The 16,134-nt window shown below is 37.9% G+C and carries 15 protein-coding genes and 1 pseudogene; 9 read left to right on the top strand and 7 right to left on the bottom strand.

The window, feature by feature from the left end:
• Positions 1-752 precede the first annotated feature (752 nt).
• The 3 genes from FVQ77_09815 to FVQ77_09805 all read right to left on the bottom strand — a co-directional run bounded on the left by FVQ77_09815 (position 753) and on the right by FVQ77_09805 (position 4,266).
• Positions 753-2,174: a M20/M25/M40 family metallo-hydrolase gene (locus tag FVQ77_09815; GenBank protein MBW8050615.1), complete on the bottom strand. Its 1,422-nt coding sequence runs from the start codon at positions 2,172-2,174 to the stop codon at positions 753-755.
• A gap of 206 nt (positions 2,175-2,380) precedes the next feature.
• Positions 2,381-3,817 (bottom strand): tetratricopeptide repeat protein, encoded by a 1,437-nt coding sequence (locus FVQ77_09810; GenBank protein ID MBW8050614.1) that lies wholly within the window; start codon positions 3,815-3,817, stop codon positions 2,381-2,383.
• On the bottom strand, positions 3,814-4,266 hold the full coding sequence (locus FVQ77_09805) for a DinB family protein (GenBank protein ID MBW8050613.1): 453 nt from the start codon (positions 4,264-4,266) through the stop codon (positions 3,814-3,816). The genes FVQ77_09810 and FVQ77_09805 overlap by 4 nt, the downstream gene beginning before the upstream one ends.
• 134 nt (positions 4,267-4,400) lie before the next feature.
• Here FVQ77_09805 and FVQ77_09800 point away from each other — a divergent pair, with 134 nt between their 5' ends.
• Complete coding sequence (locus FVQ77_09800) at positions 4,401-5,015, top strand: thioredoxin family protein (protein MBW8050612.1); 615 nt, start codon at positions 4,401-4,403, stop codon at positions 5,013-5,015.
• A gap of 45 nt (positions 5,016-5,060) precedes the next feature.
• On the opposite strand, the gene FVQ77_09795 is transcribed toward FVQ77_09800, so the two are convergent.
• On the bottom strand, positions 5,061-5,921 hold the full coding sequence (locus tag FVQ77_09795) for an alpha/beta hydrolase (GenBank protein MBW8050611.1): 861 nt from the start codon (positions 5,919-5,921) through the stop codon (positions 5,061-5,063).
• A gap of 242 nt (positions 5,922-6,163) precedes the next feature.
• Between FVQ77_09795 and FVQ77_09790 the strand changes: the two genes are divergently transcribed.
• From FVQ77_09790 to FVQ77_09780, 3 genes are all read left to right on the top strand, one after another.
• Positions 6,164-7,507 carry a competence/damage-inducible protein A gene (locus FVQ77_09790; protein MBW8050610.1) on the top strand — a complete coding sequence of 448 codons (1,344 nt, stop codon included), beginning with the start codon at positions 6,164-6,166 and terminating at the stop codon, positions 7,505-7,507.
• Positions 7,508-7,632: 125 nt separating this feature from the next.
• Complete coding sequence (locus FVQ77_09785) at positions 7,633-9,051, top strand: 2-oxo acid dehydrogenase subunit E2 (protein MBW8050609.1); 1,419 nt, start codon at positions 7,633-7,635, stop codon at positions 9,049-9,051.
• Positions 9,052-9,085: 34 nt separating this feature from the next.
• On the top strand, positions 9,086-9,271 hold the full coding sequence (locus FVQ77_09780) for a hypothetical protein (GenBank protein ID MBW8050608.1): 186 nt from the start codon (positions 9,086-9,088) through the stop codon (positions 9,269-9,271).
• A gap of 59 nt (positions 9,272-9,330) precedes the next feature.
• Here FVQ77_09780 and FVQ77_09775 read toward each other — a convergent pair whose 3' ends face one another.
• The 3 genes from FVQ77_09775 to FVQ77_09765 form a co-directional block, all read right to left on the bottom strand.
• On the bottom strand, positions 9,331-9,693 hold the full coding sequence (locus FVQ77_09775) for a HigA family addiction module antidote protein (protein ID MBW8050607.1): 363 nt from the start codon (positions 9,691-9,693) through the stop codon (positions 9,331-9,333).
• The gene (locus tag FVQ77_09770; GenBank protein ID MBW8050606.1) at positions 9,686-9,967 is read right to left on the bottom strand and encodes a hypothetical protein; all 282 of its coding nucleotides are present in this window, start codon (positions 9,965-9,967) and stop codon (positions 9,686-9,688) included. Before FVQ77_09770 ends, FVQ77_09775 begins: the two co-directional genes overlap by 8 nt.
• Positions 9,968-10,142: 175 nt before the next feature.
• A complete protein-coding gene (locus tag FVQ77_09765) occupies positions 10,143-11,837 on the bottom strand; it encodes a tetratricopeptide repeat protein (GenBank protein ID MBW8050605.1) in 1,695 nt (564 codons plus the stop codon).
• A gap of 236 nt (positions 11,838-12,073) precedes the next feature.
• Here FVQ77_09765 and FVQ77_09760 point away from each other — a divergent pair, with 236 nt between their 5' ends.
• The 5 genes and pseudogenes from FVQ77_09760 to FVQ77_09740 form a co-directional block, all read left to right on the top strand.
• Entirely contained in the window at positions 12,074-12,517 is a 444-nt protein-coding gene (locus FVQ77_09760) for a hypothetical protein (protein MBW8050604.1), read from the top strand.
• Positions 12,514-12,603: a T9SS type A sorting domain-containing protein gene (locus FVQ77_09755; protein ID MBW8050603.1), complete on the top strand. Its 90-nt coding sequence runs from the start codon at positions 12,514-12,516 to the stop codon at positions 12,601-12,603. The genes FVQ77_09760 and FVQ77_09755 overlap by 4 nt, the downstream gene beginning before the upstream one ends.
• Positions 12,604-12,970: 367 nt before the next feature.
• Positions 12,971-13,336, top strand: a complete 366-nt coding sequence (locus FVQ77_09750; protein MBW8050602.1) for a hypothetical protein — start codon at positions 12,971-12,973, stop codon at positions 13,334-13,336.
• A 24-nt stretch (positions 13,337-13,360) separates the two neighbouring features.
• Positions 13,361-14,824: pseudogene (locus FVQ77_09745) on the top strand (hypothetical protein).
• A gap of 168 nt (positions 14,825-14,992) precedes the next feature.
• The coding region (locus FVQ77_09740; protein MBW8050601.1) for a PKD domain-containing protein at positions 14,993-16,134 on the top strand (1,142 nt) is incomplete at its 3' end.

Here is a 16,134-nt window from a genome sequence, read left to right as displayed (position 1 = left end):
TTTTTTGTTACATAATCATATTCTAATCCACTTAAATTACTAATACTTGGGAAAGTATTAACAATATTGCCATTTTGGGCATTAACAACAGTAATTCCGAGATTGGTATTGAAAATGTAATTACCATTTGCATAGTCAAATGTACTGGAACCCACACCCCAACTCGTAACGCCAGGAATACTGTCAATAATAGCAATAACTCCTGAATTTACATCAATAGATACAAGGTATTCAACTGAATTAGCAAAATCCCAATATACCCCATAAACTTTTTTTGTTACATAATCATATTCTAATCCACTTAAATTACTAATACTTGGGAAAGTATTAACAATATTGCCATTTTGAGAATTTACAACGGTAATACCAAGATTGGTTGTGAAGACGTAATAACCATTCAAATAGTCAAACGTACTTGTGCCTAGACTCCAACTACTTACACCAGGTATACTCCCAACAGTAGTTATGATTCCTGAATCTACATCAATAGATGCGAGGGATTCAACTGAATTTATATTGTCCCAATATACTCCAAAGATTTTACAGCTTTGCCCTCTTGAAACAAAAGTTATAAGAGTAAAACATAATAATAATGATATTGTTTTAAATATTTTCATTTAGAAAAAAAGTTAATGACAACCATTTAATAATTTGTAAATATAAAGGGTGGAAGGCTAAATTCCAAATATTTTCACAATTATTTTTATTTTATTTTTTTCAAGGTATAAAAACAGATAGAGATTAAAAATACTTTACAATCCATACTCATCCAGCAAATAAACCAAAGCCGCCATTGCAGCAGCGCCCAGCTCAAGCTCCCTTTTATTTACCTTATCAAACGTATCCGTAACGGCATGGTGATAATCGAAATAACGTTGAGAATCTACCCTCAATCCGATCAGCGTAACGTTTTGGTCTTTGAGGGGGCTGATGTCTGCGCCACCGCCTCCTTTGGTTATTTGATAATGTCCATACGGCTCAAACCATTTCGTCCAACTGATTATTTTATCAACCTGTTCGGTTTTACCGCTAACTCCAAAACCCCTTGGTGAAGAGCCGCCTCCATCTGATTCAATGGCTGCGATATGTTTTTCCTTATTTGTCTTTGCCAGCTCGGCATATTTCTTTCCGCCACGCAGTCCGTTTTCTTCGTTCATAAAAAGTACAGCCCTGATGGTCCGTTTTGGACGAATGTTCAAAGCTTTAAAGATCCTCAAAACCTCTATCGCCTGTACACAACCCGCACCGTCATCATGTGCACCATCCCCCAGGTCCCATGAATCCAGGTGCCCGCCAACTAAAATGATCTCCTCCGTGAATTTACTTCCTTTGATCTCACCAACTACATTGTAAGATTTGACGTCAGGCAATGTCTGGCAGCTCATTTTGAAATGAAACTGTAATCCGGGGTCTTTTTTAAGCAAGCTGCTTAATAATTCTGCACCCTTTGTGCTTATAGCTGCTGCAGGAATTTTATTAATATCCTTTTCAACGCTTATTTCATCCTCATAATATCCATTACTATCATTCCCATAGCCCATACTGCCTGTATGCGGGTGATCATCCAGCGCCAAGGTCATTGACCTGACTACTACACCAATGGCGCCATACTTAGCTGCTTCCATTGCCCCGGCCCATCGCTGGTCGACAGCCTCCGAATATGCCCGGAAAGTAGTAATATGTGTAGGATCCATTGGCCGGTTATAAAACACGATCTTCCCTTTTAGCTTTTTCCCACCCAACTTTTCCAATTCCTCAAAATTATGCACTTCGACTACATTGGCAGTAATACCTTTTGAACCTGTGCCTACCGACCCGCCAAGCGCACAAACAGGAACTGCTATGCTCTCACTTCCTTTACTTTTAATTATTTCAGCATATTCTTTTTCTCCTCTCACCCAATGCGGTACCATCACTTCCTGCAAAAAGACCCTGTCAAACCCAAAATCCTCCATTACCTGTTTTGACCATTCTACTGCTTTGGCTGCCTGGGGAGAACCGCTTAATCGGCCTCCTATATTATTGCACAGATGATCCAGTAATTCATAGCTTTTTCCATTGGATAATGCTTCACTGAATATTTTTCTTATAACCAATGAATCATTTGTTTGGCCTAACAGCATATTACTTGAAATTATGTAAGCCAGCGAAATAAGTTTTATCTTGTGTTTCATCTGTAAATATTTTTTTTAAAAAGGTTAGATGTAAGTTTGAAGGCATAAAAGTAACAATTTTTAATTAACTATAAAAAAATGTTTATTTAAAAGATTACTGCCAAGTGTTCCTCCCATTTATGCGTCTGACCACTTTTCGCCACAAAACCTTCCCTCCATTGAATAGAAGAAATTCAACGGGGTAAACTTAGTGGTCTGACGAAGATCTACCCTTTTTTCCATTTTCCATAAAACGCTTCCGCCTTTCCCTCCAATGCACCCAGTAATACCAGGTTAGAATTAACGGTGTTTCTTCCTTCCTTTACATCATAAATAGTGGGTATTACCGGATTTTCATAGATTGTTTTGTAGTACGTGCCAATACCCTGCTTCCTCAACGCTGGTGATAGCGCCACCAAAGCTCCGATTGCCTTCTGGTAAAAAACCAGTGCAGTATCATATGCTTCACGTGCAACAAAGATGGAGGCTATACTGCTATAAACTAACCCTATATCAGGATGATAGTCTCCAAAGCTATTCTTGTATATTGCCAGGGCTTTATCCTGGTATTCTATGGCTTGATCATACGCTTTCAAAGCATGATAAAGAGATCCAATATTTGTATAGCTGATAGCCACATCAGGGTGGTCAGGACCGAGGGTTTTCAGCCTGATTGATAAAGACCTTTTAAAATATATCATTGCCTCATCATAGTTACTTTTTTCATGATAAACAAGTCCCATGTTATTATAGCTTGAAGCTACCCGGGGATGGTCATGCCCAAGGAAGTCCAGCCTGATTGATAAGGCCTTTTTAAAATATATCATTGCCTCATCATAGTCGCCTATTTCACCGTAAACAATTCCCATGTTATTATAGATCATAGCTGCCTGGGGATGGTCATGCCCAAGGGTTTTCAGGCTGATTGATAAAGCCTTTTTAAAATACATCATAGCCTCACCATAGTCACCTTTTTCAGCGTAAACATTTCCCATGTTATTATACCTCGTAGCTACACGAGGATGGTTAGGACCATGGGTTTTTACAAAAATTGATAAAGACTTTTTATAATATAGCATTGCTTCATCAAAGTCACCTTTATCATAATAAACATTTCCTATATTAATATAAGTAGCTGCTACAGAAGTATGTTCACTACCAAGGTTATCCAGGCTGATGTTCAGGTTTTGCCGGTAATATCCCAGTGCCATGTCATATTCACCCCTACTCCAATAAAATGTCCCAAAGTTATTATAACAGGCTGCAAGAGCGGTGTGTGTGGAATTTAATTTGAGCAATGCTGTATACAGGGCTGTGTCTAATTGTGCAAGCGCTTCAGAGTATTTGGCCTGCATAATATTGTTCCAGCCCATATGGCTATAAGATGTCACATACTTATCCCACATTTCCATCTTTTTGTACAGGATGGCGGCTTGGTGAAAGTAGTAGGTAGAAGTGTGGTATAGAGCAGCTATGCTAAGGGAGTCGGCTATATGGAAGTATTGGTTTGCCTGCTCCGTTAGATTTCTTTTATCTAATGGGACAATGGCAGTGTCAGCATGATGGCTGGAAGCAGGAGTGGAGAATAGTAATATTGGTACAATAAAAGTTGCCTGAATTATGATTAGCCTGATTGACTGACAGCGCATAAATTCATAGATCATTTTATCGCTCCTTCCTTCCCTATGATCCTTCTTAAAAGCCCGGTCTGCCCCACATGATATGATTCGTGAAATGAGAACATGGCAATCTTTTCTACCAGTTCTTTATCATCCTTATTGAGTCTATTCAAACCGGCAATCAGACGTTTTTGGGATAGCTCAAAATCATCGAGTAATTTTTTTAAAGAAAGCGCTTTAGAATTCCGGGTACCTGTGATAGGGGCTGAACCTCGCTCATACAAAGCAGTTGTTTTTTTATCCCACACAGATTGTTCATTTAATGATTTAAGTATCGTTCCCCTTGTAGCGATGATGTGGCCAATGACCCAATTAAGGCAATTTCCTCCTTTTTGCGGCTGTATCAGTCCATCTTCATCATTGAGTTTTTCCGTATTGATTTTCAGGACTTCATAATTATAGTTGAACTGTTTGGTAAATATCTCTCTTATCATTTTTTAAACACAAATCATATCGTTTGGGTATAAAACCGGATAGTCCGTAAAAAATCTGTAAAATTAATATTATTTTTATATTTATCTTATCTTTGTAGCTGATATATTATTACTTATTTTAAATTTTTAAAACCATGAAAACTATATTGTTATCTTTTATCGTAATTAGCATGTTGGGTTTGCCAAATACCGGGAATGTATTAATGGAAGAACTCCCAATAGGTTCAAAAGCGCCCAAAACGGATTATAAAATGCAGAATGTTTTCGGGAAGGTGGCTACCTTAAATAAGATTAAAGGTGAAAACGGCTTATTGGTTATTTTTTCCTGTAATACCTGCCCTTATGTAGAAAAAAGTAATGACAGGTATACTATACTTGCCAAGTTATGTAAAGAAAAAGGGGTTGGGATGGTGGCTGTAAATTCCAATGAAGCCTACAGAAGTGATAAGGGAGAATCTTTACGTGAGATGAAACATTATGCTATAAGCAACAAATATTCATTTAACTATGTATTGGATAAAAACAATGAATTAGCTGATGCTTACGGAGCTACCCGCACACCCCATGTTTTCTTGTTTGACAAAGATCTCATATTGGTTTATAAGGGAGCTATTGATAGCGATGCAAAGTATAGAATTCAGAATGTAAAGACTCATTTTTTGCAAAATGCTATCAATAATATGATCTCAGGGGAAAAAATTGAGCCGAATGCTACCAAAGCGATTGGGTGTTCTATAAAAAGGATTTAAAGAGTTTAGAGTTTAGGGTTCAGAGTTCAGAGTTAGAATTGAACACTACTTACCAGCCTTTTTCATCCAGTCAAGCACAAACGGGTAATGATCGTTCACCGCATCGGGGTGAGTGAGAATATCAATATGTCCATAATCGTGCAGGTTGTTATTGGCTTTACCAACAATATAAAATTGGCTATCCTGAACTCCCGTTTCATCCATCAATAATTTTACATCCACAGGATTGCCGAGAATATTGTCACCGGCACCTGTCAGATAAAGCACGGGGGGAAGCACTACTTTTTTGAGCGCTTCGGCATAATCAAAGCCATCATTCCAGTCAAGCCACCTTTTAGTTTTTAACCAAACCGTTGTTTCGTGATGTGATTTTCCGGTTTCATTATCAGCTCCCATTTTCATTTCTTTTGCAGGCAGGTAGCCCATTAATTTTATGATCATTCGTGAAACGAAGATCCACATGATATTGATCATATAGAACTTTTTCCAGCTCCATACGCTTATCCTTCTTTTTGCTCCAAAAAATACCATGGAAGATACCTTTACTTCCTGCCTACCTCCCACTTGCCTCTTGCCCCGATAAAATCGGGGCAGGTTTGGCAGGCAGGCATCTTGGTTCCGGGCAATATATGCAAGAAATAAAACGCCAGCCCATGAATGTGCCACCCAGTGTTGTGGTACATTACCTTTTATTTCTTTGATCTTGTTTATAAATGCAGGAAATTCTTCACTCAATGTTTCTGTTAATCCAAACGTTGAGCTTTTATTAATAGCCGGCTTGCTCATTCCCCTGCCGCGTAAATCAGCTACGAACACATCGTATCCTTCACGGGCAAGGTATGGGGCCAAGCCCTTTTGGGATGCAGAATAGAATATTTTACCGTTTTCTATCGAACCATGTACCATAAAGACTGGTTCGTCACTACTATCTTTATAAAACCGCTTTAGATGTAATTGATCCGTTCCGTTTAATTTGATAAAAATTGATTCTTCTTTAACAATCTTTTTTCGCTCTTGTTTCTTTTGTTGTGGCAGATATGCAGGGGAGGTTTTCAATTGGGGTTCATTTTATTTGGCGGCCAAATTACGTATTTTATTTTTTATTAATAAACAAATGCTAACTTTGCATATCAAATCTATACAATATTATGCCAATGCCTTCATCTGAGATCATAACAATAGGAGATGAGATTTTATACGGACAAACTCTCGATACCAATTCTAAGTGGATGGCTTTTGAATTGGATAAAATAGGTGTTAAGGTCTTGCAAATAACATCTATCGCAGACGAAGAAGAAGCCATTTTAAACACAATAAAAGTTGCAGAACAACGTGTCGGGATTATACTTATCACCGGGGGATTAGGCCCAACCAAAGACGACATTACCAAGAAAACCATTGCTAAATATTTTGATTCAAAATTAAAGATCAACAAAAAAGCATTGGCAGATGTAACAACGTTTTTTAAGCAGCGAGGTAAAGAATTAACAGAATTAAACCGTCAGCAAGCAGCTATACCGGGAAGCTGCAAACCAATCACTAATAATATAGGTACAGCCCCGGGTATGTGGTTTGAAAAAGGAGAGAAAATTTTTGTCAGTATGCCGGGAGTGCCCTACGAGATGAAAGAAATGATGAGCCAATATGTCCTCCCTATACTGAAAAATAAATTTAACCATTCGGCTATTTATCATAAAATAGTTCATACTGTTGGGATCGGTGAATCATTTCTTTCAGAGAAAATTTCAGAATGGCAGGATCAATTACCAGCTAACATCGGGCTTGCCTGGTTACCCACACTTGGTACAGTCCGTTTAAGGTTAACAGCTATCGGACAAGATGAAGCATTATTAAAAGAGCAAACCGAAGCTGAAATTGGAAAGGTGAAACATATTATTTCAAAATACATTTTTGGATATGATGACGATACGCTTGAAAAAGTTGTCGGGGCTCTGCTACGGGATCAAAACAAAACCATAGCGGTAGCAGAAAGCTGTACGGGCGGGTACCTCGCACATCAATTTACGTCTGTAGCCGGAAGCTCAGATTATTTTATAGGTAGTATTGTCGCTTATCATAACGATATCAAAATAAAGGAACTTGATGTAAAACCGGTCTCTATTGATATGCATGGGGTAGTGAGTGAGCAGGTTGTTATTGAAATGGCTGAAGGTATAAAAAAGAAATTCCAAACAAGAATCGGGCTCTCATCCAGCGGCATTGCAGGACCTACAGGTGGTACGCATGATAAGCCGGTAGGCACGGTATGGATCGCCTGTGCTGACGAACGAGGTACCGTTACTAAAAAATTAATGCTGGGCAATGATACCCAAGCAGGCCTGCCTGCCCGCCTGTCTGGCGGACAGGCCAGGTATAAGCCATCGCAGTGGCAGGCAGGCTGGACTAACAGTTCGGGTAGAGAGAAAAATATAAAATTAGCTGCTATTGCAGCGCTTAATCTGGTAAGGCAAAGACTTATAGAGAATGGATAATTTTTGCTTGTAATTTGTAATTATTTTGTAATATTATTATATTTGCAAAATGGATTGATGAGATAAAAACTTTATCTTTTGCGAGAACTAAATATGAAAAATACATTATTTACAAATTACCAAAAATGGCTTTAGTAGAAATGACCATGCCCAAAATGGGCGAAAGTATCATGGAGGGTACCATCCTGAAATGGTTGAAAAAGCAGGGTGATACTATTGAACAGGATGAATCTGTGCTAGAAGTAGCCACCGATAAAGTTGATACGGATATCCCTGCTCCGGAGGCTGGCATATTAAAGGAAATACTAGCTAAGGAAGGGGATGTTGTACAAGTTGGAAAACCGATTGCTGTCATTAGTACTAACTCTGATAAAATTGAAGCTGGCGCTGAAACGAAAGTTGTTGAACAACAAACAAAGAATGAGGAACCAGTGACGAGAGACGTTGCCCCTTCCCCCTCCTTCGTCCCCAGTCCCTCATCCCCAGTCCTTGATGTTTCAACAGATGGACACTGGAAATTAGAAAAACCTGTTGCCGGCAGATTCTATTCACCTCTGGTATTGAATATTGTACGCCATGAAAAAATACCTATGGAAGAGTTGGAGTATGTGCCGGGGTCTGGTAAAGATGGAAGAGTTACCAAAAAAGATATCTTTAGCTATGTAGATAACAGAACTGCGGTTGGTTCAGATCATATCGGGACAGGTGTAAAAACCACAATTGCTTCTGGAACTGCTGCACAGGAAGCGGTTTTAGAAAAGGCCGGGCAAACGACCGCAGCGCCTTCCACCATACCACAACCACCTTCTGCTCCACCCGCTTTTTCGGTAAGTGGAAAGGATGAGATCATAGAAATGGACAGAATGCGAAAGATGATTGCTGTGAGGATGGTTGAGTCAAAGCGTATCTCACCCCATGTTACCTCTTTTGTGGAGGCCGATGTATCTAATATCGTCATGTGGAGGAATAAGGTGAAAGCTGAATTTGAGAAAAAGGAAGGTGAAAAGCTCACTTTTACACCTATCTTTATAGATGCACTCATAAAAGCCATCAAAGACCACCCGATGGTGAATGTATCTGTTGACGACAGCAAGATCATTGTTCATAAAAATATTAATATAGGATTGGCAGTGGCCTTGCCCAGCGGTAACCTGATCGTTCCTGTGATCAAAAATGCTGATCAGTATAATCTAACCGGCCTGGCAAAAAAAGTCAATGACCTCACCAGAAGAGCAAGGGAGAACAAGCTGATCCCTGATGACCTCACTGATGGAACCTATACAATTTCAAATGTTGGCACATTCGGAAATGTAATGGGCACACCCATCATTATGCAGCCGCAAACAGCTATTCTCGCTGTCGGAGCCATCCAAAAAAAACCTGCTGTAATCGAAACCCCGCAAGGGGATGCTATTGGCATCAGGAATATGATGTTCTTATCCCACGCTTATGACCACAGGGTAATAGACGGGGCTTTAGGGGGGACTTTTGTGAGAAAGGTGGCGGATTATCTTGAGCGGTTTGATGGGAGCTCGTATCAGTAAATAGTAATACAAGACAAGTAGACAAGTAGACAATATGACAATAGACAATGACTATGACAAGGGGTGGTTATCATCGGATGACTCTCCAGGTTGTGCGTTTGGGTCATCCGATGAATTTGCTGGCAAAAAAGATATTATAGACAGTTTTGCCGGTGGAAGCCTCATATATTTCCAATTTCCATGTGCCTATGTTTCTTGTGGTGTAGCCCATAACAAATAATTGGATCTCATCCCTATAAAAGGAGCGTTTTATTCCTTAAAATAATTTTTTATATTAATTCAAACCTGCTGCAGCACTTTTTGAGTTAAACTTTCTTTTTGTTTTTTTGAAAGGCTGGTATTTGCTATTTCATTGCGGTGTTTTATTCTTATGCTGTCTAATTCAAAACCTAACTGCAAACGCATCCAACTTTGAGCATCTATGTCTAATGCTTTTTCTAATTTTAAGGCAATTGCCGGGGTTATATTTTTTTTACCGTGTATTATTTCACTTAATGTTATAGGGGTAATGCCCATTGTTTTGGCTAACTCTTTTTGGTTAATATTCCTATATTTTATTTCATCATTCAAAAATATGCCCGGATGAAATGCCTGTCCTGGCACTATTTCTTTTGTAAGTTTTATTGGTTTTGATTTATTCATAGTGTTTTGATATTTTAATAAGGTGGATAGTATTAGGTTTAATGAAATCAAATTCTACACGAAATTGATCATTGATCCTTGCTGACCAATGCTCTTTGTATTTTTCAACATTTAATGACCTGTATTGAGAAAGCATAACAATATTATTTACTTTGATCATTATTGTTGCTACCTTTCTGTATCCTTCTATAATATTTTCTGAAAAAGGCTGTTTCCCTGAATATTTACATTCAAAATAAGCCCTTAAATCTTTTGTACCAAACTCTATTTCCATTTACGCAAATTTAATAATAAAAGTTTACTTTATTATTAGAAAATTTTAAACAACGGTAAAATCATCAAAAAACTACCATTGAATAAACTTACGCTTTGATATCGGTATCTGTAATGTTTGTTCTATTTTTGATTTTAATTTTTCTAATACCACATTACTATTACTTTTGCAACTATTATCTATCCCTTTTCTTCCATTTTCCATAAAAAGCCTCTGCCTTTCCTTCCAAAGCCTCTAATAAATGCAATTTAGAATTGATCATTGACTCACCTTTTTTCAATTGATAGATACCGGGTAAAGCCGGATTGACATAAATGCTGTTATCCTCAAACCCCTTTACAAATGATTGCATTGCGCTTTGATAATAATTTAGAGTCTTTCTAAATTGACTTTGTTTTAAAAAAAGTTTTGCAAGGCTATTATAATCTATACCAACTAAAGGATGGTAATTACCAAAAACATTGACATCAATTGTTAAGGCTTTGTTATGGTAATCTAATGCTTTGGAATAAGCCTTTTTCTCAACATAAACATTTCCAATATTAGTATAACTTTCGGCTACCCTGTAATGATCTTCCCCAAGTGCTTTCAACCTTATAGATAAGGATTGCTGAAAAAAATCCAGTGATCTTTCATAATCTTGTTTGGCGTCATAAACAAGACCTAAGTTATTATAGGTGGTAGCAATATGAGGATGATCAGCCGCAAGAGTCTTCCTTTTTATTGACAAGGAATACTGAAGATATTTGGTTGCTTTTTCCTGGTCGCCAATATCATCATAAACAACTCCTATGTTATTATAGCTTTGAGCCGTTTCAGGGTGTTGAGAACCAAGGGTTTTCAATCTTATCCGCAAAGCTTGCTGATGATATTCCAAAGCTGTGAAGTAATCACCCTCTTCATCATAAATGATTCCTATGTTATTATAGCTTTGAGCCGTTTCAGGGTGTTGAGAACCAAAGGTTTTCAATCTTATCCGCAAAGCTTGCTGATAATAATCCAATGCCCTGTAATAATCGCCTTTTATCGCATAAATAAGTCCGAGGTTATTATAGCTTGCTGCCACTTCAGGATGATATTGGTTATAGGTTTTTAATCTGATTGATAAAGATAGCCTTTGAAATCGTAATGCTTGATCGTAATCTCCAATATCAATATAAACATTGCCAATATTGTTATAGCTTACAGCTACATCCAAATGAACTTGCCCGAAATTTTTTATTCTTATAGACAAGGAGAGGTAATAATATTCCAATGCCATTTCATAATCGCTTTTTTTCCAATAAACAAGTCCCATTCTATTATAGATTGTAGCCACTTCTTTGAGAATGTTGGACTCTTCACCAATGATGCTTGATTTAGATTTTTTTAAACATATAGCTAATGAGCGTTTATAGTATTCCAATGCTTTATCATAGCTGCCTGATACATAAAAAGCGACTCCAAGATTATTGCATGTTTTTGCAACAAATAAATTGTCTTTTCCTAATTTGCTTATACCTGTTTTAAGCGTGCTGTTTAAAAGTTCAATCGCTTTTTGTATTTCACCCAGGTATATTGCTAAATTCCAGCCGATTTGGTTTTGGCAGTTAATGTATTTCTCCCATTTTTTTTCATCTTTGTAGATTATGGCCGATTTTTGATAGTAATAAATAGCGCTGTCATATTGTACGGCTTTGGATAGGGAATCGGCAAGGCTTAGGTAAGCATTAGCTAAGGGAGAGTCTGCCCCGGCTATATCGAAATTTTCAGTCTGACTCTGACTAAAACTATTGTAAGACAGCCAGATTAGTAAGATAAAACATAGCGCCCCTAACAGGTGACCACCCGAAAGGGTGGGAAAAATTTTCCTCTGAAAATAGACAGTCATACGCTGAACTTTATTTCTGTTGGTACAAACTTAATTGATTGTATCGGAATTTCAATGTTTAGAGCTTGATTTTATGGCTATACGACTAAATGGTTATATTGTTAAATTGTTGATTCTATAGCCATCCAACCATATAGCCATCCAACCATATAGCCATAAAACCATAAAACCATAAAACCATATAACAATTTAACCATAAAACAATTTAACCATTTTAATATCTTTTTAATCAATTTATGAAGTTAGGTTCTTTTTTGTATTTGTGTTTTGTTGTTTCAATTATTATACTTAACTTGCGAGCCATCATGGGATTAACTTACGCTGATGTAGTAGTTTTTTCATTAGACAGAAAAACTGAAAAGAATATCCATTTTCTGGTTGATACAGGTTCTTTACATTCACTTTTACCTGGCTCAATGGTTAAGGAATTGGGGTTAGAAGAGGTAGGAGAAGTGGAATTAGAGCTTGCTGATATGCAAGTGATCACAAGACCTTATACTTTTGCAATATTTCAATATGAGGATGATCGCCTGGGAGCTGCAAATGTTATTATCGGAGAGAATAATGTTGAACCTCTTTTAGGCGCAACAGCATTAGAAGCTATGAACCTTTCTGTTGATCCAACAAAAAATCAAGTGGTGAAAAATCGTGTCGCAAAGCTGAAATATTTTAGTAGATAAATTTATCTTCTGTACAAAAAGGATTGTACTTTCTTAAAATTAATAATGGTCAAAGTTATATAGTAAAGAAAATTGTTTACCGATAATAGTAATTGGCTATATTTTAGAATAACGTGTTAAACTGTATCATAGCTCTGTAAATGTACACGAAACTGATAAAGTCGGCAGTCAGCAGTCGGCAATCGGCAAAAAACAACAAATAAAAAATCCTGAAAAGTATAAATAGAGAAAAGTCGGCAATCTACAGTCCCCAGTCGGCAAAAAACAATTGCCGACTGGGGACTGTGGACTGCCGATTGTGGACTGCCGATTGCCGACTTAAAGGTATTCAATGTGATTTTGAAAAATTATGCATTTTGCAATGCTAATTTAAAATATAGCCTAGTAATTTTATTGTATCAATGATCTTTTTTATTTAACTTTGTAAATTTTTAGAATAAACATAAAATTCGGATGTTCAGAATAATTTTTATTAATATTATATTCACTGCATACTTTTTGTCTCAGGGATACGCTCAAGCGATATCATTTACTAAAGAGGATAGAGATATATTGAATCGGATTGAAAAATGGTTGACCTTGGTCGAAGAAAGGTTGACCCGTGTTGAAAGCGATCTGGTTCAGCTTAAAGAGAATCAAATTCTTATTACTGCATATCTGAAAGCGCTTGAAAAACAGATGGACAATTTTAGATTAGATACTCAACATGGTTTTGACCGGCTTTATAACCTTTTCTTTTGGGGGTTTGGTCTTTTCTTTGGCGTGATAGCTATTCTAATAGGTTATTTTATCTATGGAAAAAGAATAAATGTACTATAATGACACAATTAAAATAGAGAACTTATGAAAAAGTTATTTAATAAATTATTCATTGCAGCGATCCTCCTATCGCAAACAGGTTTTTCGCAAACAACTATATTCACAGTAGGTACAGCAAATACCACCACCACGGGTACAGGGGAAACCCCTTTTGGAACCTTTTATGAGGATAACAAAAATCAGATACTGTTCCTTGCCTCCGAGCTTCAGGCGCTTGGAATGGGGCCTGGAAATATTTATTCAATTGCTCTCAATGTTTCAACTGCAGCAGCTCAGACAATGAATGGATTTAAAGTTCTGATAAAAACCACCACTTCTACTGCAGTGACAAGCTGGGAAACCGGGCTGATTCCGGTTTTTTTAGGTAATCATACTGCCACAACGGGCTGGAATACTTTTACATTTTCTACACCATTTTTCTGGGATGGTGTTTCCAACATTTTAATTCAAACATGCTTTGATAATAATAACTGGACGAGCAATTCCTCTGTTTTTTATACTGCAACAACATTTAATTCAAATGGTTACCGGTATTGTGATTCGTGTGTCCCTGATATCTGTATTGATATGACATTTACAGCCGGTACACTTCAAAGACCTAATACACGGATTGAAATAACACAGGGTCCCCCTGCACCTGATGATGTTGGGGTGATCGCTATTGATGCCCCAAATTCAGGCTGCGGGCTAGACACCAATGAAGCCGTTATGATCAGGGTTAAAAATTTTGGCACTGATACACAAAGTGTTATACCGGTTGTTTACCAGATCAATGCAGGGCCGGTTGTAAACGATACGATCCTTAGTGTACTTGTCCCTGATGATACCATCAGTTTCACTTTCTTAACTACTACAGATCTCTCTGTCGTTGGCACCTATAATTTTGACGCATGGACGGCATTAAGCGGAGATACGGTTCCTTTTAATGATACTAAAAGCAAACAGGTCATTAATCCCCTTATTAATATCTTCCCATTTCTTGAAGATTTTGAAGCTGAACCAACTTGTCTAACAGGCTGTGGTTCTGCCTGTCTGCTGATTGGAGATTGGGAAAATGCTACGGATGATGATATTGACTGGACAGTTGATGAAGGCGGTACATCTTCAGGCAGCACCGGGCCCACTATTGACCATACGCTTGGAACAGCGACCGGAAATTACGTCTATACAGAAGCTTCAGGGTGTAATTTATCAACAGCAGTACTTTTAAGCTCCTGTATTGACCTTACTTCAGTTGGTGTGCCCCTGCTGGATTTCTGGTATCACATGTTTGGCAGTAATACAGGCGCTTTATACGTTGATGTATATTGGGGCGGAGTATGGATCACCGTAGATTCTCTTATTGGCCAACAACAAGCTGTGCAAACTGATCCGTGGCTAAACAGACAAATTGATCTGTCAGCATTTAACGGCTCGGTTACGATCAGGTTCAGAGGTGTAACAGGTCCGGGTTTTACGAGCGATATGGCTATTGATGATATCTTGCTTTTTGATTTTGCTGCTCCACCAATAAGTGACTTTATTGCCGATGAAATATTTAGCTGTAATGGTATCATCACTTTTACCGAAACCGGGCTATATGCAACCTCATGGTTTTGGGACTTTGGGGATAGCTTAGGAACCGATAGTGTTCAAAATCCTTCTTATACTTATACCATTCCGGGCGCTTATACGGTTACGCTAATTGCATCTAATGTGTATGGCTACGATACAGTTATTAAGACCAACTACATTACTTATGATAGCTTAGGCCCTCAAGCTGCAGCTTGCATACCTGCTACTGCTGCCTATTGCTGTGGTTATGGTATTTATAATATTACCTTCAACGCTTTAAATAAAACATCTGTTGACGGGGTAGACGGGTACCAGGATTATAGCTGTAACAATGGGACAAGTATTACCGAGGGAATTAAATATTTATTTTCAGTTGAAACAAATCCTGGTTTTCCTGAAAATGTTCGTGCCTGGATTGACTTTAACAATGATACTGTGTTTGATAATGTTACTGAGCTGATCTTTGTCTCTGATAACGTGCTTCAATTTCACTCTGATACGATCAAGATTCCGGGTGGAGCTGTTCTGGATACTTCCTTGCGTTTGCGTGTTGCCTCTGATGATGCCGGGCTTGCTGTTCCCACACCTTGCGGTACTGTAACCAAGGGTCAGTATGAAGATTATGCCGTAACGATCCAGCAAAATCCTAATCCACCTGTTGCAGATTTTATTGCGGATAAAACAACGATCTGCTTTTCTACTGTAAACTTTACTGACCTGACAGTAAACCTTGTAAATGCCTGGTATTGGGATTTTGGGGATAGTGTCGGAACCGATACAGTACAAAACCCGTCATACACCTATTCTACGGCTGGTATTTTTTCGGTAACCCTTATAGTAACGAATGCTTATGGCAGTGATACGATTATCAAGACCAATTATATTAATGTTAGCCCTGGTCCCAAAGCTCCATCCTGTACTCCGGCAACTACGGGTAATTGCTGTCTAGTAGGCATTTATAATGTTACCTTTAATACTATCAATAATACTACCGGAGATGGTTCGGAAGGATATCAGGATTATAGCTGTACATTTGGTACCACCGTAACTGAGGGGCAGAATTATTCTATCTCAGTACAAACAAATCCGGATATGCCCGAACATGTAAGGGTGTGGATAGATTTTAATAATGATTCTGTATTCAATCCCATTACTGAATTGGTATTTGCAGATACAGTTTTACAATTCCATACAGGGTCAATTTTTATTCCAGGTACAGCCATCAAAGATTCATCATTGAGGAT

This window comes from Cytophagales bacterium (assembly GCA_019456305.1).
In the GTDB taxonomy this organism is placed as follows: Bacteria; Bacteroidota; Bacteroidia; order Cytophagales; family VRUD01; genus VRUD01.
The sequence above is the reverse complement of the archived record's forward strand: the minus strand, read 5'-3'. Positions and strand labels throughout refer to the sequence as shown.

Excerpts from the sequence above, each read along its gene's own strand:
- FVQ77_09770 (MBW8050606.1), bottom strand. The coding sequence starts at position 9,967 with ATGGAAATAGAGTTTGGTACAAAAGATTTAAGGGCTTATTTTGAATGT.
- FVQ77_09765 (MBW8050605.1), bottom strand. The coding sequence starts at position 11,837 with ATGACTGTCTATTTTCAGAGGAAAATTTTTCCCACCCTTTCGGGTGGT.
- FVQ77_09775 (MBW8050607.1), bottom strand. The coding sequence starts at position 9,693 with ATGAATAAATCAAAACCAATAAAACTTACAAAAGAAATAGTGCCAGGA.
- FVQ77_09800 (MBW8050612.1), top strand. The coding sequence starts at position 4,401 with ATGAAAACTATATTGTTATCTTTTATCGTAATTAGCATGTTGGGTTTG.
- FVQ77_09815 (MBW8050615.1), bottom strand. The coding sequence starts at position 2,174 with ATGAAACACAAGATAAAACTTATTTCGCTGGCTTACATAATTTCAAGT.
- FVQ77_09785 (MBW8050609.1), top strand. The coding sequence starts at position 7,633 with ATGGCTTTAGTAGAAATGACCATGCCCAAAATGGGCGAAAGTATCATG.
- FVQ77_09750 (MBW8050602.1), top strand. The coding sequence starts at position 12,971 with ATGTTCAGAATAATTTTTATTAATATTATATTCACTGCATACTTTTTG.
- FVQ77_09790 (MBW8050610.1), top strand. The coding sequence starts at position 6,164 with ATGCCAATGCCTTCATCTGAGATCATAACAATAGGAGATGAGATTTTA.
- FVQ77_09795 (MBW8050611.1), bottom strand. The coding sequence starts at position 5,921 with ATGGTACATGGTTCGATAGAAAACGGTAAAATATTCTATTCTGCATCC.
- FVQ77_09805 (MBW8050613.1), bottom strand. The coding sequence starts at position 4,266 with ATGATAAGAGAGATATTTACCAAACAGTTCAACTATAATTATGAAGTC.
- FVQ77_09760 (MBW8050604.1), top strand. The coding sequence starts at position 12,074 with ATGAAGTTAGGTTCTTTTTTGTATTTGTGTTTTGTTGTTTCAATTATT.
- FVQ77_09810 (MBW8050614.1), bottom strand. The coding sequence starts at position 3,817 with ATGATCTATGAATTTATGCGCTGTCAGTCAATCAGGCTAATCATAATT.
- FVQ77_09780 (MBW8050608.1), top strand. The coding sequence starts at position 9,086 with ATGACAATAGACAATGACTATGACAAGGGGTGGTTATCATCGGATGAC.